At 42.7% G+C, this 20242-nt stretch carries 23 protein-coding genes; 20 read left to right on the top strand and 3 right to left on the bottom strand.

The features are described from left to right. Positions 1–162: 162 nt before the first annotated feature. The 14 genes from ACMUMQ_RS01710 to ACMUMQ_RS01645 all read left to right on the top strand — a co-directional run bounded on the left by ACMUMQ_RS01710 (position 163) and on the right by ACMUMQ_RS01645 (position 11901). A complete protein-coding gene (locus ACMUMQ_RS01710) occupies positions 163–966 on the top strand; it encodes a pyruvate, water dikinase regulatory protein (protein WP_414680324.1) in 804 nt (267 codons plus the stop codon). Positions 967–1347: 381 nt separating this feature from the next. Continuing rightward, positions 1348–3915 carry a ribonuclease R gene (gene rnr / locus ACMUMQ_RS01705; protein WP_414680323.1) on the top strand — a complete coding sequence of 856 codons (2568 nt, stop codon included), beginning with the start codon at positions 1348–1350 and terminating at the stop codon, positions 3913–3915. 42 nt (positions 3916–3957) lie between these two features. Next, the gene (rlmB, locus tag ACMUMQ_RS01700) at positions 3958–4725 is read left to right on the top strand and encodes a 23S rRNA (guanosine(2251)-2'-O)-methyltransferase RlmB (protein WP_317004727.1); all 768 of its coding nucleotides are present in this window, start codon (positions 3958–3960) and stop codon (positions 4723–4725) included. A gap of 9 nt (positions 4726–4734) precedes the next feature. Beyond that, positions 4735–5796: a nicotinate-nucleotide--dimethylbenzimidazole phosphoribosyltransferase gene (cobT, locus tag ACMUMQ_RS01695; RefSeq protein WP_414680322.1), complete on the top strand. Its 1062-nt coding sequence runs from the start codon at positions 4735–4737 to the stop codon at positions 5794–5796. A gap of 55 nt (positions 5797–5851) precedes the next feature. Beyond that, positions 5852–6637: an adenosylcobinamide-GDP ribazoletransferase gene (locus ACMUMQ_RS01690; protein WP_414680321.1), complete on the top strand. Its 786-nt coding sequence runs from the start codon at positions 5852–5854 to the stop codon at positions 6635–6637. Continuing rightward, positions 6634–7224 (top strand): histidine phosphatase family protein, encoded by a 591-nt coding sequence (locus tag ACMUMQ_RS01685; protein ID WP_414680320.1) that lies wholly within the window; start codon positions 6634–6636, stop codon positions 7222–7224. The genes ACMUMQ_RS01690 and ACMUMQ_RS01685 overlap by 4 nt, the downstream gene beginning before the upstream one ends. Next, positions 7209–7937 carry a trimeric intracellular cation channel family protein gene (locus tag ACMUMQ_RS01680; protein WP_414680319.1) on the top strand — a complete coding sequence of 243 codons (729 nt, stop codon included), beginning with the start codon at positions 7209–7211 and terminating at the stop codon, positions 7935–7937. The genes ACMUMQ_RS01685 and ACMUMQ_RS01680 overlap by 16 nt, the downstream gene beginning before the upstream one ends. Then, positions 7909–8535, top strand: a complete 627-nt coding sequence (gene cobO, locus ACMUMQ_RS01675; RefSeq protein ID WP_414680776.1) for a cob(I)yrinic acid a,c-diamide adenosyltransferase — start codon at positions 7909–7911, stop codon at positions 8533–8535. The genes ACMUMQ_RS01680 and cobO overlap by 29 nt, the downstream gene beginning before the upstream one ends. Before the next feature lie 214 nt (positions 8536–8749). Continuing rightward, entirely contained in the window at positions 8750–9193 is a 444-nt protein-coding gene (locus ACMUMQ_RS01670) for a DUF2753 family protein (RefSeq protein WP_414680318.1), read from the top strand. Positions 9194–9243: 50 nt separating this feature from the next. Beyond that, the gene (locus ACMUMQ_RS01665; RefSeq protein WP_414680317.1) at positions 9244–9450 is read left to right on the top strand and encodes a hypothetical protein; all 207 of its coding nucleotides are present in this window, start codon (positions 9244–9246) and stop codon (positions 9448–9450) included. A gap of 3 nt (positions 9451–9453) precedes the next feature. Continuing rightward, positions 9454–9957, top strand: a complete 504-nt coding sequence (gene sodN / locus ACMUMQ_RS01660) for a superoxide dismutase, Ni (protein ID WP_317004720.1) — start codon at positions 9454–9456, stop codon at positions 9955–9957. A gap of 46 nt (positions 9958–10003) precedes the next feature. Further along, positions 10004–10303: a S24/S26 family peptidase gene (locus ACMUMQ_RS01655; protein ID WP_414680316.1), complete on the top strand. Its 300-nt coding sequence runs from the start codon at positions 10004–10006 to the stop codon at positions 10301–10303. Between the two features lie 121 nt (positions 10304–10424). After that, complete coding sequence (locus ACMUMQ_RS01650) at positions 10425–11045, top strand: YitT family protein (RefSeq protein WP_414680315.1); 621 nt, start codon at positions 10425–10427, stop codon at positions 11043–11045. Between the two features lie 358 nt (positions 11046–11403). Further along, positions 11404–11901: a hypothetical protein gene (locus tag ACMUMQ_RS01645; RefSeq protein WP_414680314.1), complete on the top strand. Its 498-nt coding sequence runs from the start codon at positions 11404–11406 to the stop codon at positions 11899–11901. Between the two features lie 149 nt (positions 11902–12050). On the opposite strand, the gene ACMUMQ_RS01640 is transcribed toward ACMUMQ_RS01645, so the two are convergent. Further along, entirely contained in the window at positions 12051–12368 is a 318-nt protein-coding gene (locus ACMUMQ_RS01640; RefSeq protein ID WP_414680313.1) for a CcdB family protein, read from the bottom strand. After that, positions 12368–12613, bottom strand: a complete 246-nt coding sequence (locus tag ACMUMQ_RS01635) for a type II toxin-antitoxin system CcdA family antitoxin (protein ID WP_414680312.1) — start codon at positions 12611–12613, stop codon at positions 12368–12370. The genes ACMUMQ_RS01640 and ACMUMQ_RS01635 overlap by 1 nt, the downstream gene beginning before the upstream one ends. 276 nt (positions 12614–12889) lie before the next feature. On the opposite strand from ACMUMQ_RS01635, the gene ACMUMQ_RS01630 reads away from it, so the two are divergent. From ACMUMQ_RS01630 to ACMUMQ_RS01605, 6 genes are all read left to right on the top strand, one after another. Then, complete coding sequence (locus ACMUMQ_RS01630) at positions 12890–13315, top strand: hypothetical protein (RefSeq protein WP_414680311.1); 426 nt, start codon at positions 12890–12892, stop codon at positions 13313–13315. Between the two features lie 44 nt (positions 13316–13359). Beyond that, positions 13360–14010 carry a hexitol phosphatase HxpB gene (gene hxpB, locus ACMUMQ_RS01625; protein ID WP_414680310.1) on the top strand — a complete coding sequence of 217 codons (651 nt, stop codon included), beginning with the start codon at positions 13360–13362 and terminating at the stop codon, positions 14008–14010. Positions 14011–14130: 120 nt separating this feature from the next. Beyond that, on the top strand, positions 14131–14667 hold the full coding sequence (locus ACMUMQ_RS01620; RefSeq protein WP_347982890.1) for a GNAT family N-acetyltransferase: 537 nt from the start codon (positions 14131–14133) through the stop codon (positions 14665–14667). A 26-nt stretch (positions 14668–14693) separates the two neighbouring features. Continuing rightward, positions 14694–15383, top strand: coding sequence for a pseudouridine synthase (locus ACMUMQ_RS01615; RefSeq protein ID WP_414680309.1), 690 nt, complete (start codon positions 14694–14696; stop codon positions 15381–15383). 31 nt (positions 15384–15414) lie between these two features. Beyond that, the gene (locus tag ACMUMQ_RS01610) at positions 15415–15783 is read left to right on the top strand and encodes a DUF2750 domain-containing protein (RefSeq protein WP_414680308.1); all 369 of its coding nucleotides are present in this window, start codon (positions 15415–15417) and stop codon (positions 15781–15783) included. Between the two features lie 57 nt (positions 15784–15840). Continuing rightward, a complete protein-coding gene (locus tag ACMUMQ_RS01605; protein WP_414680307.1) occupies positions 15841–16470 on the top strand; it encodes a TetR/AcrR family transcriptional regulator in 630 nt (209 codons plus the stop codon). 10 nt (positions 16471–16480) lie between these two features. Here ACMUMQ_RS01605 and ACMUMQ_RS01600 read toward each other — a convergent pair whose 3' ends face one another. After that, positions 16481–19942 carry a hybrid sensor histidine kinase/response regulator gene (locus ACMUMQ_RS01600; protein ID WP_414680306.1) on the bottom strand — a complete coding sequence of 1154 codons (3462 nt, stop codon included), beginning with the start codon at positions 19940–19942 and terminating at the stop codon, positions 16481–16483. Positions 19943–20242 lie beyond the last annotated feature (300 nt).

Raw genomic sequence — 20242 nt, 5'->3', positions numbered from 1 at the left:
GTTGGTAGTGTTTCTCTAGCAATCTTGGTGCTTGTCAAAACGCTGTGTCTGGGGTCATTGTATGTAGAGGCGTTGCTTTGAATAAAATCGATTATTCGATGTAGTTTTATTTCAATCGAAAAAATAAATGTCGTTAGATAACAACAAAACAGGTGAAAACGGATGAAAGTGTATTTTGTTTCAGACGGGACAGCGATTACCGCCGAAGTGTTTGGCTCAGCGATGTTGTCATTTTTTGATGTGGCTGTGGAAACCCAAAGCGTGCCATTTTTGGTGACAAAAGATCAGGCAAATGGTTTGAAACAACAGATAGACTTGGAAGTTGAGCAAGGTTTGGCTTTGTTGGTTTTTTATACTATTTCTGATGTGGGAATTCGTGAGATTATTCAATCTTGCAACTGTCATTGCTACAACTTGTTTGGTGATTTGTTATCACCAATTGAGCAGGCGTTGGGTGTAAAAGCACAGCCAGCGGCGCAGAAAGCTCACGGCATGAAAGAGGGCGTTTATGATGGTCGTATCGACGCTATTAATTATGCTTTAGCAAACGATGACGGCGTTTCTGTTAAGAATTTCCAAGAAGCCGATATTATTCTGCTTGGCGTATCTCGCTCTGGGAAAACGCCAACCAGCTTGTATTTGGCAATGCAGTACGGAATTAAGGCGGCGAACTATCCGATCACCGAAGATGACTTTTCTTCTTCTGGGTTGCCTAAAGTTTTAAAAGAGCACAAGAAAAAACTGTTTGGTTTGACGATCGATGCTCAACGCTTACATGAAATCCGCACGGGAAGAATGGCGTCCAGCAAATACGCTTCCGCTCGACAATGTCGTTATGAAGTGGATGAAGTGGAATCTATTTATCGGCAAGAACGGATTCCATTTTTAAACTCGACTAAGCTTTCTGTGGAGGAAATTTCCACCAAAGTCATGGCGGAGATGAATTTAGTGCGTCACAGACAGTAATTATGAATGGCTGATCTATCTAATAATTCGATTAATGGCCTGTTTTGGGTGAAAAATACCGCAAAAGACTTGTGTAAAAGTCAATTTACCAAGACAAGAAGTTAAGGCGTCAGGTCAAAAAAGCCTGAAATATCGAGCAAATCGATCTTTTTGTTGTGTAATTACAAAATAACTCATCATAAAAGATGAAGATAAGGCTAAGTGCTTTGCTAACTTGGAGAGTATTTAATCAGAATGCTCTATAATATTGACTAATTGAACGTGTCAGAGGTTTGGGGCAAGAGATCACCAAACGAGGCAGATGTTCTAAATAATAAGATGTTCATATTTGAATTGTATAAAAGAGAGACGTCTTATCGAGAAACCAAGGATAACTATACATTGAGTAATAAAAAAATTAACGACCCACACATGCAACGAGAAGCGTCTAAGTACGATAACCCAGTACCAAGCCGCGAATTCATTCTAGAGTTTCTAGCCAGCCAAAATACAAGTATTGGTCACCTTGATCTATGCGAAAAGTTCGCGCTTACCGGTGAAGACGAAATAGAAGCCCTTCGCCGCCGCTTGATCGCCATGTGTCGTGATAACCAGTTAACCAGCAATCGTAACGACGAATATAAGCCGCTTTTAGAAAGTGAGCTGATCGAAGGTTACGTGCAAGGAAACAAAGAAGGCCACGGTTTCTTATTGCGTCCAAGTGACGACGATATTTTCTTGTCTGCCCGTCAAATGCAAAATGTGATGGACGGCGACAAGGTAAAAGTGCGTCTTTCTGGTCGTAGCGTAAAAGGTCGTTTAGATGGTGTTGTGGTTGAGGTGTTAGAACGTAAACACACTCAAATGGTTGGTCGTTACTATTTGGAAAGCGGTACGGCTTTTGTTACGCCAGAAAATCCACGCATCGCCCAAGACATTCAAATCACTACAGATTCTGGTTTGGCGCCAACTCATGGCCAATATGTTTTAGCTGAAATTGTCTCTTATGCAGAGCGTGGTAAACCAGCTCAAGGTCTTGTGAAAAAGATCTTAGGCGACTTTATGGCGCCTGGCGTTGAGATCGAAGTCGCTATGCACCGCTACGAAATTCCGAATGAGTGGCCAGTGACGGTTGAAAAGCAGATTAAAAACTTTGTTGCGGAAGTGGCAGAAGAAGATAAAGCGAATCGTGTGGATTTACGTGACACACCATTTGTCACGATAGATGGCGAAGACGCGCGTGATTTTGACGATGCGGTGTATTGTGAAAAAACACCAGGTGGTTGGAAGCTGTTTGTTGCCATTGCCGATGTTTCGCATTATGTGAAAAAAGATTCGCCATTGGATGAAGAAGCGATTGTTCGTGGTAACTCTGTTTACTTTCCTGGACGCGTTATTCCAATGTTGCCAGAAGTCTTGTCGAACGGTTTGTGTTCATTGAACCCAGACGTTGACCGTTTGGCGATGGTCGCGGAAATCTCTTTGACTTCCAGAGGCAAGATGCGCGGCTTCAAATTCTATGAAGGTTTGATCCGTTCACACGCTCGTTTGACCTATTCTAAAGTCGCTAAAATGATCGCAGCTGAACCAGAAGAACAAGGTTTAGAATTGCGCGAGCGCTACAAGTCGATTATTTCTCACATCGATGACTTAAATGGTTTATATCACACATTAAAAGGCGCTCGTGATGAACGTGGTGCAATGGAATTCGACACTGTCGAAACTCGCATGGTGTTTGATGAAAACTCTAAGATCGAACACATTGTTCCAGTAGAACGCAATGACGCTCATAAGCTGATTGAAGAATGTATGCTGTGTGCCAACGTAGCAACGGCGGAGCTTTTGATTAAGTCTGATTTGCCTGCGTTATTCCGAGTTCACGAAGGGCCAAAAGATGACCGCTTGTTAACCTTGCGTACTTATCTTGGTTTGCTTGGTTTGGAATTAACGGGCGGTGCTAAGCCGACACCAGCTGATTACGCTATGTTGTCCGAATCGATTAAAGATCGTCCTGATGCTCGTAGTATTCAAACTATGATGCTTCGTTCTATGTCTCAGGCCGTTTATCAAGCCGATAACATGGGGCACTTTGGCTTGAATTATGAAGCCTACACACACTTTACTTCGCCTATTCGTCGTTATCCTGATTTGTTAGTGCATCGTGCGATTCGTTATTTGATTCGTGGTGAAGGTCGTCCTGTTGTGCGTCAGGTTCATCGCGTAAAAGGTAGCCCAGAGCTTAAAAAACGTAAAATATATGGCTACGAACATGCGGATATGGACGGCTTTGGTGATTCTTGTTCTGTTACCGAACGTCGTGCCGATGAAGCGACTCGCGATGTGGAAGCATGGTTGAAATGTCAGTACGTTGAGCAACATCTTGGCGAACCTTTTGATGGTGTTGTGACGGCGGTAACTTCGTTCGGTTTGTTTGTTGAGCTACAGGGTTTATTCGTTGATGGTTTGGTGCATATTTCCGGTCTTGGGCAAGATTACTTTGTTCATGACATTGAACATCAAGCGATTGTTGGTGAGCGTACAGGACGTGTTTTCCGTCTTGGTGATTCGTTGAAAGTGCGTGTTTCGAGTGTGAATTTGGAACAGCGTAAGATCGATTTGAGCCTAGACGACACAGCGCCAAGAGCGCGTAAGAAGGTTGAACGTAACGATCAAACCGAGCTAGAAATGCAATTGGCTCAATTGCCTCCTATTGAATTAGGCGGCCGTTCTAAGCCGAAAAGCTCTGTAAAAGGTGCTGATGCGAAAGCCGAAGCGGGTAAAGACGCCAAAGAGTCGAACGGCAAAGCGAAGAAAAAGCGCCGTCCTCCTGTTTCTAAAGGTAAGCGTATTCGTCAGAAGAAATCGGCATCGGCTTCCTCTTCGAGCAAACCTGCTTCTTCTACCGCTAAAAAAGCGAAGAAGCCTAAGAAGCCAAAAAAGAGCAACGCTAAGCCAAAAGCGAAAGATTAATTAGCTGTACCAAGTACGATACATAAAAGAATAGAGTAAATAATGTCAGATTTAGAATGGATATACGGCATTCATGCCGTGGAAAATGCGTTAACTCAACAGCCAGAACGTGTGAAAGAAGTGCGTTTTCAAGAAGGCCGAGACGATAAGAAAAATCAGCGTTTGGTACAGCTTTGTAAAACCAATAAAGTACGTTACAGCATTGTTCCTCGTCGTGATATCGACCAGTTGTTCACTAAGAACAAAGACCGCGTTGTACACCAAGGTGTTGTGGCTTTTACCACAATGACAAAAGCCGGTAACGAAGCCGATTTGCATACCTTGGTTGCGGGCTTAGAAGAAAACCCTCTGATTATTATTCTAGACGGCGTTACTGATCCGCATAATTTAGGTGCTTGTTTACGAAGTGCTGATGCAGCAGGCGCTCATGCGGTTGTTATGCCAAAAGATAATTCTGCGCCATTGAATGCGACAGTAAGCAAAGTTGCCTGCGGTGCAGCGGAAAGCATGCCTGTTTTTTCTGTCACAAACTTGGCTCGCACCATGAAAAAGCTCCAAGACCAAGGCGTTTGGATCTTTGGTACGGCGGGTGAGGCAACGCAAACGGTTTATGAACAAGATTTCACTATTGGTACTGCGATCGTAATGGGAGCTGAAGGCGAAGGTATGCGTCGTTTAACCAGAGAGCAATGCGATTATCTTGTTAAGTTGCCAATGGCAGGTGTTGTTTCAAGCCTGAATGTTTCTGTTGCAACGGGCGTTTGTCTTTATGAAGTAGTGCGTCAACGTGCTGCGAAAGCACAAGGATAAGGAGTTTTCGTGTTTCCAAGTTTTACGATTCAATCACCTTCGTCTTCTATTGAAGTTGAGTTACAGCGAAAAATCGATACCAAAACCAAACCGTTAGGTGCGTTGGGTGAATTAGAAAATCTGGCTTTTCAATTAGGTAAAATTCAGAACAGCCTAACGCCAGATGTTTCCAAAGCAAAAATGATTGTCTTTGCTGCAGATCACGGTGTTGTTGCACAGGGCATTAGTTTGTTTCCTCAAGAAGTGACGCCACAAATGGTGATGAACTTCTTAATGGGCGGCGCGGCGGTTAGCGTATTTTGTGATCAACATAATGTGCCTTTGCGTGTTGTTGATGTAGGTGTTAACGCAAAGTTAGACGAGCATCCTTTATTGGGTGCACGCAAAGTTGCTATGGCCTCCAAAGACTTCAGCCAAGAAGCGGCGATGACATCCGCAGAAGCAGCTCAGGCGATTCAAGCGGGTGTAGAAGAAGCGGATCTTGCGCTTGATGACGGCGTGAACTTGCTAATGTTTGGCGAAATGGGCATTGGCAATACTTGTGTATCGTCTTGCATGATGGCCGCTTTGGTCGGCATGAGTGCTGCGCAAAGTACTGGACGCGGAACAGGTTTAGATTCAGCAGGTGTGTCTCATAAAGCTTCTATTATTGAGCAATCTTTGAAACGCGCAGAGCAAGCGACGAGTCAGTCTATGGCGGATTGGAGCGCGCAGACGTTAGCGGAACAGGTTGGCGGCTTTGAAATATTGGCGATGGCGGGCGCTATGTTACGTTCAGCTGAGCGTCAAACGGCCTTTGTTGTTGACGGTTTTATTTGTACGGTTGCTTTATTGTTTGCTCAAAAGGTTGCGCCGAACGTGCGTGATTTCGCCGTTTTCGCCCATCAATCAAATGAACAGGCTCACTGTTCTTTGCTTGAGCATTTTGATGCGTTGCCTATTTTGTCTTTGAACTTACGCCTAGGTGAAGGTTCTGGTGCTATCTTGGCTTACCCTTTGATTCAAAGTGCTTGTGTGTTTTTGAATAAAATGGCGAGTTTTGAAAGTGCTGGCGTGAGCGATTCAAAATAGTTTATTGCCGTATTGTTTCCCCAGACTTTGATAGATCAATCTGAGAAAGTATAAGATGAAAATCACTATGTTAGATCCTTATTGGCAAGGCTTTAAACGCAGCCTTGTTACTTATACTCGAATCCCTCTTAAAGTGGATTGGAGTGATGATATAAAGCACATTTCACCTGTGTGCTTTTTATCATGGATTGGTATCGTTGTGGCTTTGATCAGTGCTTGGCCGCTTTGGTTTGATTGGTCTTCTTCTTTGCAAGCCATTTTCATGCTGTTGACTGCCGTGTTGCTGACCGGCGGATTCCATGAAGATGGATTGATGGATGCTTGTGATGGCTTGATTGGCGGTTGGGACAAAGAAAAGCGTCTGACCATTATGAAAGACTCTCGCATTGGTAGTTACGCTGCTTTATCTATCTGGTTTTCTCTGACGATTAAATGGTTGCTGTTGAGCGAGCTTCTGGACGTTATTCCTGAATCCTTCTTAGGCTTTATTTATACCTTAAGTGCTTGGTGCATCGTGCATGTTTTAGCGCGGATTATGCCGTTAATGCTAATGAGTACGTTGGATTATGTGACGTTGGGTAAGAGTAAAGCGTCTGGAATGATTGCGAAACTCAGCCCGATTCATTGGGCGATTGCCTTAGCGCCTTGCTTGGTGGTTGGGTTGTTGGCGTTCAATGTGGTTGCTTTGCTTACAACCCTGCTTATTACAGTAGGTGTGGTGGTTTTCTTGCGTATGTATTTGCAGAAGAAAATAGAAGGTTTTAACGGTGACACCTTAGGAGCAAGTGAGCAGATTGGTGAGATTTTGGTCATCATTTGTTTGCTGGCATCTTATTCGTGAAACTGTTTTTAATCCGTCACCCAAAGCCAGATGTGGGAAAGGGTTTGTGTTATGGCGATATGGATGTGCCATTGGCTGCAGGTTGGGAAGACGGCGCAGATGCTTTAGTAAAATCCCTTTCATTGGATTTCTCGGATACTTCAAATGTTTGCTATCACAGTCCATTGAGTCGAGCGGCTCAATTGGCGGACTATGTTAGTGGCGGCCATTCTCAGCCCGTGTCTGCTCTGAAAGAGTTGGACTTTGGTGATTGGGAAGGGCGTTGCTGGCAAGATATTTCCAAACAAGAAATAGACGCTTGGATGGAAGATATTGTTAACGGCGCGCCTTATAATGGCGAGTCGCTTCAAGTTGTTGCTGATCGTGTTTGGCGTTGGTGGTTGTCGATCAAAGACCAGCCAATGCAAAACTGTGTATTAGTCGCTCATTCCGGTGTGATTAAGGTGTTAGTGAGCTTATTGTGCCAGTGGCCTCTTGCTCAAGCTCACCGTATTGATGTTGGCTTTACCAGCCTGACGGAATTTATGGTGCAAGGGGATTATGTCACCTTAAAGCGTCTTGGCGCTGGCGATTGGGTGACAGCGTAAGGTTTGGCGTTCGCCAAGTTATCTTTGGTTTTATTGAGACAAATTACATAATGTTGCTATATCTTTTGGGTATGTTTGGTATTGCTGCTTTTGCAATCACGGGCGTTATTTCGTCTGGTAAAAAAGACATGGATATTATCAGTGTGGTATTTCTTGGGATGGTGGCATCGCTTGGCGGTGGAACCATTCGAGACACGATTTTATCTGTCGAGACTGTTTATTGGGTCGCGGATACCTCGTATTTATGGGTCGCGTTTGCGTCTTCTGTTTTGGCCTTTTTTGGTGTGCGTTTTATGAATGACCGCCAAAAGGTTTTTCACTACGCGGATTCTTTTGGTCTTGCTCTTTTTACAGTGGTAGCAACAGAAAAGGTGTTGATGCTTGGTTTTGCTTCGCCGATTGCCATTACCATGGGAATTATCACAGGGGTTGCTGGTGGTATCATTCGTGATGTTTTAAGTCATCGTCCGCCTTTGGTATTAGGCCGGGAGTTCTATGCAACACCGGCTTTTTTGGGGGCTTTTCTGTATGTCCTACTTCAAAAAAACATACCTTCACATGAATTTAACTCCATTTACGCGGTGTCTTTAATCTTTATACTGAGGGTATTCGCTATACATAAAGATTTGTATTACCCAAGTTGGTTACTCTATAAAAAAGAGATACATCATGAGCAAAGAACAGATGACGAAAGCAACAATCTCAAACACTGATCAAGATGCTTTGGATAAAAACGAAGCCCGTTTGTTAAAGAAAAAGGCTGTTGTAGATCAGCGTATTGCTGCCGCGACGGAAGAACGTGGCGTGACGATTTTGTTGACAGGAAATGGCAAAGGCAAAAGCTCAAGTGGTTTTGGCACTATGGCGCGTGCTTTGGGTCATGGGCAAAAGTGTGGTGTGATTCAGTTTATTAAAGGTCGAAAAGCAACAGGCGAGCAGTTGTTTTTTGGCGAACATCCTTTGGTGGATTTTCACGTTATGGGACACGGTTTTACTTGGGAAACTCGTAATCCAGAATTGGAAAAAGAAGCCGCAGAGCAAGCTTGGGATTTAGCAAAGACAATGTTGTCTGACCCAAGCATTCATTTCATTTTGTTAGATGAAATAACCTACATGTACAAATACGGTTATCTGAATGAAGATGATTTAGTGGCGGCTTTAGCGGCTCGCCCTAAACATCAGAATGTCATGATGACGGGTCGTACAGCTCCTAGAGTATTGTTAGACAGTGTTGATACACACAGTAAAATTGGCAATGAGCGCCATGCTTTTGCTAATGGTGTGAAAGCTCAAGTCGGTATCGAATGGTAATATTTACCGTCTTTTAATCTGTTTCTCATAACACCCACTCTTTTTACATTATGGTCGCATTACTGCGGCCATTTTTGTTTCTGTGTTGTTTTTTTCTTTACCTATATTTTAATGAGATTTATTCTCAAATAGTTGGATTTTTTCTCTCCTTTATATAATAATGATTCTCATTAGGTTTCAAAGAGTGATATTCATCATATTCGAGGAGAGCGTTATGCAGAACTGGGAGCGTTTAACAAGGCAAGCAAATCGAGCTTATTCAAATCATGCTTTTTCTGATGCCGTTGAGTTAAATCGAGAGGCATTGATGCAAGCAGAGAAGAGTTTTGATGATGACTTCCATCGTGATGCAGAGTCTGCAGTTGCGGCCGCTGCCGTGAGCTTCTTGAATATTGCTGAATCTTATACCGCATTAGGCGATTTTATTTCAGCGAATACACAGTTTGAAAACGCCGTTAATTTTTTACAAGCCATCATGGTGCGTCCAGACATGGACGATGATCAAAGACACCTGATTATGAGAACAGCAACACACATTCGTTTTGAATGGGAGTTGTTTGCTCAGAGCCACGGAAAAAGTGTTTCAGCACAAAGCAAAACACTCATGCGAGCCTTGTCTCATGCTGTTTCCAGCGCAAAAGGTATGGTTCAACACTAACGAATTAAATTTGGTTTAACCCATTTCGTAAAACTCATAAGGATACTTATATGAAATCTATTGTTACTAGCTTATTTGTTACTTTCTGCCTTGCAGTTAGCCAGATTGCGCAAGCTCATCCAGGCCATGATCACTCCCATTGGATGAGTGGATTTATCCACTTAGTGACTATTTTAGCCGTTGGTAGTGTCATTCTTGGTGCTGTTGTCGCTTTTCAACAACATACACGCCGTAAAGGCTCGAATAAAGAGGACTAAGTTATGATGCACAGTTTTGTTAAAGCACTAGACAAGGTAATTGGTTTTAAAACCGCGCAAGCTCATTGTGATATTCCTTGTAAAATGTACGACCCATCCACAGCGCAACTAGCAGCATTAAGCTGTGTTCGTCTATTAGACTTAATCAAAGAAGTGGAAGACAAAGGTCCGCTTGATGTTGCAGGTTTCGCACAGATTTCTCGTTTAGTAACTGAAAAAGAAGCGGCTTGCACAGAAGTAAAAGAAGCCGTGCGAATCATTTGGGGTGATTACTTTAAAGCGCCACAATTTGAGCAAGTACCAACTATCCATGACTTAACTCACTCTATCATGTTGCAAGCTTCAAAATGTAAGCAAGGCATCGATCGTGAAGAAGGTGAAAAGCTAGTTGAACTTGTTAACCAATTTGCCGATGCTTTTTGGTTAACGAAAGGCGTAGCAACATACCGTGCGACTTGCCCTTATCCACCATTACTAACAGTGGTTTACCCTGATCTGAAAGATTAGGTTGTGGTTGGTTCAAACAAATGACACTGATAAGAAAGGAGGCAAAATGCTGAACCTAATCAAAGTACAAGGGGAGAGTATGTCTCCTAGATTACAGGATGGTGATTTTGTTTTTACCAGTCGCTGGTATAAAAAGCTTAAGGTCGGTCACCTTGTGGTGGTCGACCATGCGCTTTATGGCTTTATAGTAAAAAAAGTCCTACACATTGCACCAGATGGCCAGCTTTGGTTAGGTGGTGAGAATGATAAAAGCATGCAATCAGAACGAATTGGCTGGGTGTCGGCTCGACGGGTGATTGGTAAAGTCATCTTCTGTATTTGCTCCTCAAAAGTGTATAGAAAATAAGACACTTTTAAAGAAACAACGAAAAAATGCTTTTTGGTTGGATATTGGTCTGGCGTGGTTTTTTCTCTAGAATCCACGCCATCATAACCCCTCATCCTTTATTTAAGCCAAAGAGATATCTATGTCGACAGTAGACGCAAAGAAATCACAAAAACATACTCGCCTTGAAGATGCCCAAGCTATGATCCTTGGGACATTAATTATTTCTTTAGGTGTAAACCTTTTTATCCAAACGGGTTTACTCTCGGGTGGATCGGCAGGTTTGGCCTTTCTAATTCAATATTCCACAACGATTAGTTTTGGTCAGGCGTTTTTCCTTATTAACTTACCTTTCTACGCACTGGCCATTATTCATTTTGGTTGGGAATTCACGCTGAAAACATTCTTTGCCGTGTTTTGTTTATCGGCATTTTCTGACTTAACCGCCATGATGATTTCCTTTGAAAGTGTGAACCCAATTTATGCCAGTATTGTTGGTGGTTCTTTAATTGGCGTTGGTTTTTTGATGTTGTTCCGCCATAACGCAAGCTTGGGGGGTATTAATATTCTTGCTCGTTATGTCTCTGAGAAATACGGCGTTTCCATGGGAAAATTCCAGATGGTAGTCGACTGTATTATTGTTCTACTGTCTATTTTTGTTGTCGATTACACCTTAATTGCTATCTCCATTATTGGCGCTGTCGCGCTGAATATGATCATTGCGGTTAACCATAAACCGGGACGTTACATGGGCAACGTGTAAACATTCCAACGGTTCTTTAAAAGCGACTCAATTGAGTCGCTTTTTTGTTTGTAGGTCTGGGCTTTAGCCCGACAAAGACTATTAGCTCCATTCAAATGCTTTGTATTTACTTGCATTTTAAATAACTCCCTTTCGCTCATTTGCACTAGAAGAAAAGAAAAAATCACCTTAGTATCAATAAGCAATAGTATTCACAGCATAAACAGTAGGCTGTGAATGAAAGGAATAATACGCATGTTGATTTTTCCTATTTTAAGTTTTGTAACGACCTTTGTTTATTACTTTAAGATAGTGATATTAGAAGGCACCTTAAAACTGTGTAAACGCCACATGTGCACTATTAAAGGTGTTAAATAATATGAAACCAGAAATTGTAGCGTACGCTAGAGAGCGATATATAGAAGAGCATCAAAGATTCGATCATATTGAAAATAAGTGTGGTCGAATTATGGTGTTTACTACTGTGCTAATAACGACAATTACAGCATTGCTGTCCTTTTTTTCAGCTTCTCTTTTTCAGCCAAAGGGACCTCTTGATGTGATGATTCTTGTGGTTGCTGTGATATCAGTCTTTGTATTGATATGTTCATGGGGGCATGCATTGTTGTCTATTAAACTTGGGGCTGTGAATGTAGCGCCTAGGAAGGAAGCCAATTTCAAATACATGCAGGAAAAAACAGACATTGAAATGTACCAACATATGATTAACTGCTATCTAGATCCGCTAAAAAAATTAACTCCAACTATTAATGAAAAAGCTAAGTATCTGCATCACTCGTATGAAGAGCTGGCTATTGGAGGAACACTTTTGTCAATATTGTTGTTTCTAACTTTCTTAAAGGAAATATTAAAATGATTTGTATTAAAGGTATTAATTGTGGGCGTCCAGAAGATGAACCCTCAACTGAAGAAGAAGTTATTAAGTCGTCGAAACCACCAGGTGGCGGAAAATAGCATTTAACAAAGCCAGTCAGAAGGAAGCTTTCGGCGCCTTCTACTGGTGCGCTATATCCCAGTTATCGCAAAGTCGATTGCATCTATTAACAGGTCTCTGGATTGACTCAACGAACCAATACAATCATGTAATACCTCTTCCGGTATGGAGCTGAGTTGTTGGGCAAGGAATAAATAGGTTTCTCCTTCGAACTCTATCTCAGGGGTTAACTTTTCCATATAAAGGCTATTTTTGGCATTGTTGGTTGTCAAAGGTACCGTCAATCTTGTCGCCAATTGATCAATGACAGAATTTTGGACATCAACCAGAAAAGGGTAGGCTTTATTCGTTTTCTTACTTGGGTTTCGGTATACATCAAACTGTGCCATTAGAAGCTCCTGTATTCGTCGCCAATACAGCCGTTCTCAGTTACGAATTCGTTATATGCCGCTATTGCCGCCTTGTTTTCTTCTTTCCAATTCTCTGCCTCAACACTCTTTAGCTTGTCTTTTAGGGCTTGTTCTAATGTTGCTGACAAGTTGATTTTTAGGCTTCTAGATTTTTGCAGTAAATCGCTGTTCACGCTTAAGTTGGTTGCTTTTTTAGGGGCGTGGATGTCATATAAATCTTGCATATCGTCACTCCAGTGAATTTTAATCTTAAGTATACGCATACAGATGCGCATTTGAAAATATGGTCAGAATGTAGCAAAAATTAAACCGCTTGTTGTGCGAGCTAAGACGGATCGCGGAGCAGCATTGGTCGATGTCGCTTTACTTGATAAACAACTTCTTGATCTAATGTGTGGCAACTATTTTTTAAGATTCACAATGGATTCACCCCTAACAATTGCAAGCAAACTGGTTAATTTTTCAGTTGGCGTGGCGTCATATATTTAGAGAGAACTGAATTGAAAGCTGTCATTCAAGAAGAAACAACAGGATGTGGTATTGCCTCAGTCGCCAATATATTGGGTAAGGCTTATTCTGAAATGAAGACGATTGCCAATGACATGGGGATATTTGCAGAAGACGAATCGCTCTGGTCTGACACACAATACGTACGAAACATGCTGGCTAAATTTGAGGTGTCGACTTCTTCTGTTGAGGTTCCATTTGAGGCATGGGAAAAACTTCCTGATCTTGCGCTCCTATCCATTAAACATCATTACGAAGAAGGGAAAGCTTTTTGGCATTGGGTGGTTTTTAAGCGTGTCGGTGGGCAAGATTTTGTTTTGGATTCAGCAAGTTATTTACCATCGAGTGTGCGAACCGATTTCGATGACATGCAGCCTAAATGGTTTATTGAAGTCAAAAATCTGTCGTTAGATCACTAAATGTATCTTTTGCCGTTTTATAGAGAAAGTTAAGTAAGCCCAATATGATAGAAGCTGTAATATTTGATATGGATGGGACTTTGATCGATTCAGAGCCTATGTGGAAAGAGGCTGAGAGGTTCGTTTTTTCATCTCTTGGGGTTGACGTGACAGACGAGCTTTCCTTTCAAACGGCTTCGATGACGACACGAGAAGTGACTGAGTTTTGGTATAACTTGTTTCCTTGGACAGGAAGAAGTTTAGAACAGGTTGAGAATGATGTGGTTGATCGTGTCGCAACACTTATTACTACCGAAGGCATGGCAATGGAAGGTGTTAAAACAGCGCTCGATTTTTGTCAAAGCAAAGCGCTTAAAATAGGTTTGGCGACAAATGCACCCGCTAGATTAATACCTGTCATTTTGGAAAAGCTCGATATTGCTCATTACTTTCATGCTGTTTCTTCTTCCGAATATGAAATACAGGGAAAACCTGATCCTGCCGTATATTTATCGACCGTTAAGAAGCTTAATGTTGAACCTTCAGCATGCATAGCAATTGAAGACTCCGTTTCTGGCGTCATGGCAGCGATCAATGCAAACCTGAAAACAGTTGTCGTTCCTCCTGTTGCGGAATACTCCGATGAAAAATACGACATTGCAGATATTAAGCTTAAACAACTCTCTGAGCTTCCTGATGTACTGCAAAGTAACTGAATGGCAGCGGATTAGGTTTGTCGGCATAAATGGCGACTTACAAAAAACTTTGTAATTAAAGATCCGTTTCCTAAGTTTTCGCCTCTCCTGTATGATTACGCCAATCAAAAGACTGAGGAAATGAGTTTGGAGTTACTGAAAGTAGACAATCTTAATCCCTACCTAGATGATCTTATCGAGTTGTTGTGTGACGCTGTGGATTCCGGTGCTCCAATTGGCTTTTTACCGCCGATGAGCGAGCCTGAAGCAAAAGCCTATTGGTTGTCTGTGAATGACGATCTACAAGAAAATGCCCGCCAAGTTTTGTTGGTTCGTGAAGACGATAAAGTCGTTGGCAGTGTGCAAATTGCCATGTCGCCGAAGGCCAATGCTTTACACCGTTGTGATGTTGAAAAACTCATGGTTCATACGCAAGCCCGTGAAAACGGTTTGGGTGGCACCTTGATGCAAGGTGTTGAACGTGTCGCCGCGGCAATGCAACGACAGTTGCTTATTCTTGAAGTTCGCAGTGACGATATCGCCCATGATATGTACGTCAATATGGGCTATATTCCGTTTGGTGAAGTGCCTGGCTATACACGCAGCGCGAATGGCATGCTGCACAACTCGACGTTTTTTTATAAAGAAATTGAAACCACCCACGAAGTGTTTTCTTAACCTAAATATAGCGATAGGCGATACCCTTGAGACTTGATTTTTATTTATCCCATGTAACGGAATTGGCTCGAAAAGCAGCGAAAATTGCTGCATCAAAAGGCCGTGTTACGGTAAACGGTGACGTTATTAAAAAAGCGAATTACACCGTAAAAGAAGGCGATGTTATCTGCCTAGATGATATGCCTTTGGCTTGGCCTTCTGAAGGTTATTACTTGATGCATAAACCAGCTGGTTACGTGTGTGCTAATCAAGACCCTGATCATCCTGTGGTATTGGATTTATTGCCTTCTCACTTAGGTCAGTCGTTAAATATTGTTGGGCGATTGGATAAAGATACAACGGGCTTGTTGCTACTGACGACAGACGGACAATGGTTGCATCGCATTACATCACCACGAAATGCTTGTGGTAAGCGTTATCGCATGACCTTGGCGGACTCAATCAGTGATGATGATTTAAAACAGTTGGAAGAAGGCGTTTTGTTAAACGGTGAATCTTCTCTTACTTTACCTGCGGTGGCTGAGCGAATCAGTGAAGACGAAATTTATCTGACGATTCAAGAAGGTAAATATCATCAGGTGAAGCGTATGTTGGCTGCCGTTGGGAATAAAGTGGAATTGTTGCACAGAGATCAAATTGGCTTGTTAGCCTTGGATGCTGATCTTCAAGCTGGCGAGTTCCGTCAATTAACTGAAACAGAAGTCGCGTACTTTTGATCTTAGCGTGAATGATAAAGAGGTCTCTATAATGAAAGAGTTATCTATGGACGAACGTGTTCAGTTATTGGTTTCCCCTGATAGTGAGCGTTTGGCGTATTTTGTGGAGCAAGCAAAAGCCACAGAACTTGTTTGGAGCTTAAGCAACGAAGAAGGTTTTGTGATGGTTGAAACAGACGATGGCGATTGTGTTATGGTTTGGCCAGATGCTGAATTTGCGAGCCAGTGGGCGATTGATGAATGGGACGATTGCGAACCCGTTTCTATCTCGCTTGATACGTTTAAAGGCGAATGGTTGCCAAGTTTGGCACTGGATAATATTACCGTCGCTGTTTTTCCGAATATTGAAGATGAAGGTAAATTGTCAACCGCCGCTGAGTTGACAGAATTGTTTGCGTAACCCAGTGTCGAAAGATTGATTATTGTATTCGGGAAATAAATAAGGACTTAACTCCCCATGAGTAAACGTCAAAATAACCGTGAAGAAGTGTTTGTTAAAATTCTAGACGCGGCAGAAATTGAATTTGGTTTGAAAGGTTATAACGGTGCCAGTTTGCAACATATTGCAGAGCGCGCCGGTTTGCCAAAGCCAAACATCATTTACTATTTTCAGTCTAAAGCCAATTTGTATAAACACGTGCTTGATCAGACGTTGATGGGGTGGAATGACCTTTTTGATCGTGCCACGTTAGATGACGATCCTGCAGAGGTGTTAGACAGCTTTATTCGCGTTAAATTGAAGCAGAGCTTTGAGAAAGGCGTGGCGTCACGCTTATTCGCCATGGAAGTGATTGGCGGTGCTAATCATATCGGTGATTTTTTGAAAGAAGAGCTGAGACCTTGGTTTATGTCTCGGGTTGCTTTGCTTCAAGGTTGGATGGATGCAGGGAAAATGCAGCAACGAGATCCTGCAAGTTTGATCTATATGATTTGGTCTACCACGCAACATTATGCTGACTTTGAAGCGCAAATTTTGGCATTAAATGGGGCGAAGTCTTTAACCGAGGAAGACTTACTTCGCGTAGGCGATACAATCAGCAGTATTATTTTGGGCGGTTGTGGCCTTAGTCTTCCGCCCAAATCATAGACTGTTTTTTTTATTGTTCTTCGCTTTCCCTTAATTGGTGAATATGCTGAACCAAAGCCCGTAACTTTGCGGGCTTTGCTGGTTTTGCCATGTAAGTAATGTTCAGTTTTTTGCACTCTTCAACCAATTCTGGGTCGCGTAGGGCGGTAATCAGCACTGCTGGAATCTCTTTTTGGGCACGCTTTCTAAGGGCTTTTATTAGCGACACACCGTCTTTGTTGTCATCTAAGTGATAATCCACCAAGAGTAACTCTGCTTCTCCTTTCGCTTCTAACGCTTCCTCGTAACGATTGAAGGTACGACAGTCGCATTGCCAGTGTGTTAAGAGTGTGTTCATTGCTGTTAGGTTGTTTTGCTCATCATCGATACACCAGACATAGCAATGGGCGGTTTTGTCTTTTGCTTCTTTTGTTGCTTCCTTCATTGGGAGCTCGACAATGACATCGCTTTGAGCAAGCGGTATACCAATACTGAAGCAGCTTCCTTTGCCCGGAGTTGAGTGTATGTGTGTGACCAGTCCGAGTTGTTTTTGCATACGGCGCACTAAACCAAGACCTAATCCCATGCCGGGTTCTTGGGTGTTTTCCCAGCGATAGAAATCATCAAAGACTTTTTGCTGCTCCGCTTCTGGAATGCCAACGCCCGTGTCCCAGACTTGTAAATAGGCGAAGTCATTACGCAGTCTGACGCCGACCAAAACACGACCTTTTTCTGTATATTTGACGGCGTTCGAGACGAAGTTTTGAATGATTCGACGTAAGTAAATTGGGTCTGTGTGAACTCTTAAAGCTCTAATGTGAGTGGTGAGTCGTATGTTTTTGTTTTCTGCAATCACATCAAATTCAGAAATAATTGGTGTGAGAATGTCTTGTAAGCTGCAATCCACCAGTTTTGGCTGTATCGCGCCTTGGTCTAATCGTGCAATTTCGAGCAAGGTGGAGATTAGAGCTTCGGTAGATTCTAAGGAATCAAACAGTTTTGCAACGATTTGGCCTGTGTCTTCGGGAAGTTGGGTGGATTGTAAAATTCCCATGTAAAGTTTAGCGGCATTGAGCGGTTGTAAAATGTCGTGGCTTGCTAATGCTAGGAATTCCGTTTTAGAGGCATTGGCTTGTTCGGCTTCTGCTTTGGCGCTTATTAGCGCTTTTTCTGCCTGATTACGGCGCTCGATTTCTTGCATGAGTTCGTTGTTGACGCCTTGAACTTCCTCAGTGCGAGCTTCAACCCGTTTTTCCAAATCGATATTGGCTTCTTTTAAGGCTTGTTGGCTTTCGATGTGTTCGGTGACATCGGTAAAACTGGTGACAAAGCCGCCATCCGGCAATGGATTACCGACCATTTCGATGACTCGTCCGCTGGCTCTGCGGCGCAAGAATCTGTGTCCGGTGCCTTTTCTAAGGTGATCTAGGCGTTTGCTGACAAGCTCTTCTATGTCGCCCACGCCACATTCGCCGCGAATCGCATTGTAGCGAATGAGTTCTTCAACGGGTAAGCCAACGGTCAGCATACCTTCTGGATAAGGGTAAAGGGATAAATAGGTTTTGTTCCATGCGACGATGCGCAGGTCTTTATCTACCACGCTGATGCCTTGGTCTAGGTTGTCCATGGAAACAAATAAAAGGTTCTGGCTGAACTGGATGGCTTGAGTGGTTTCATCCAGATAAGTCACCATTTCTTCAACTTTGATTTGTTTATCAACCAAGATGGAATTAATGATGGTTCGAGCTGAGGAACCGCCTAAAACCCCCCCTAAAATACGCTCACAATAATCGACAAATAAGCGGTTTGGCGAGGCGTTTGATGGAATGCTTTGGCTGTAGTCTCGCTCATAATTTAGCAACACTTGTTGGCTTTTTTGTTTGCCTAGAAAGGTTTCTAACAGGACAAAGAAATCGCCATTGGTTGCTTTGCTTTTGGGTTTGAAAAAGCCTTTTTCGAGTTCTGTGGTTGGGCTGACAAAGGCCGTGGCTTGGATTCGATCGATCAGTCTTTCATTGGATAGCAAAGAGCCTACGACATAACCAAAAATATTCGCCAATAAGCTGATGAAGGCGCCGTAGCTAATCAATTCTGAGCGAGATTGAGCGTTGTCTAGGCCCCAATCGATTGAGCCAGTTAATGGCAGCATCATAAGCAGAACCCAGCATAAAAAGCCTAGAGTTAATCCTGTATAAACGCCGTAAGCGTGAGCTCGTTTCCAATATAGTCCGCCCAACACTGCTGGCATGAGTTGCAGTACAAGAGAGAAAGCCAGTACGCCGGTTCCGGCTAAGGATTCGTTATTGGCCATTTTTTGATAGTACAGAAAAGACAGCATCAAAATGCCAGTCATGGCTAATCGTCGAATGGTTAGTATTCGTCGTCTATATAAAGGCAGAGCTTGTTGCTGTGAACTGGCGCGCGCGAGCATGATTGGCAAGATGACATCGTTGCTGATCATGATGCTTAGGGCAAAGGTAGCAACAATGATCATGGCAGTTGTCGCAGACATGCCACCTAAGAAAATCAGCATTTGCAGAGGTAAATTATCTGATGCCAAAGCGAATTGGATAACATAAGTGTCTGGGTTTATGTCGGCGGAAAATAGGCTTTGGCCCGCAATGGCAATCGGCGGAATGATGACGGCAAAAATCAGCAAATATAAAGGGAATAGCCAGCGGGCCATATTGGATTGTTTGGTCGTTTGATGATCCACCACGGTGACGTGAAATTGGCGTGGCAAACAAATAACCGCTGCAGCAGACATGAATGTTTGCATCAAAAAAGGGAACGACAGCATTTGTTCAGATGACCAGACGGACATGTCCAGGTTGTGCCCAAACTCATCCGCTTTAAAGTCTTGCGTCATGATGATGGCGACAAGGCCAACGGCCACAATGGCGATCAGTTTAAAGAGGGATTCTGCGCCAATGGCGAGCATCATTCCAGAAAGATATTCTGTAACTTCTACTTTTCTGGTGCCAAACAGCATGGCAAAGACACCAATCAAAATGGTCGCAATTAACACCACTAAGCTGGTAGATGATTCATCTTGATTAACAAATAACGCGAAATTAGAACCAATTGCCTTGAGCTGCAAAGCAATGTAAGGGATGACCGCAAGCATACTGATGAGTATGACTAAAGGTGCGGTGATGGGGCGTTTGCCATAACGAGAGGAGATGAAGTCTGCAATGGAGGTAATATTCTGTTTGCGGCTTACTGTGATCATTTTTCTGAGCACAGGGAAGGCGAATAAATATAAGAGAATGGGGCCTAAAAGAATGGGAAGGTAGCTCCAGCCTGAGCGAGAGGCTTCTCCAATCGAGCCGTAAAAAGTCCAAGCGGTGCAATATATCGCAAGAGATAAACTGTAGACCAGAGGGTGGCGAGTGAGCTTCTTTGCTGTGGTGCTTTCTTTATCGCCCCAAATGGCAATCCAGAATAAGCCTAAAACATAAAAAATGGCTAATAGAATCCAGAAAACAGTCATGTATAAATTACCTGAATATGGTCTTTATTATTTAGAATTTAATGTAACACAGTGGAACTTATAATCCTCTACGACTTAGGTCGAGAGCAATAATAAAGGATGATAATCCTAATCATCCTCAAATATAGAAAGTAATTAGGCGGGTCATATTTCAGGGTGGTTTTGATATTCTTGTCTAATTAGACAGAAAATTTGAATTTTATATTACTTCACCCCTTTAAAAATCGTCGAACGTACCAAACTTTCTGGTTATACGGTAGTTATTGAGTGTATGGGACGTTATCATAGCTTTATGAATTA

This window comes from Marinomonas algae (genome assembly GCF_047525555.1).
GTDB lineage: Bacteria > Pseudomonadota > Gammaproteobacteria > Pseudomonadales > Marinomonadaceae > Marinomonas.
Note: the sequence above shows the minus strand (reverse complement) of the source record. Positions and strands in the feature narration are given on the sequence as shown.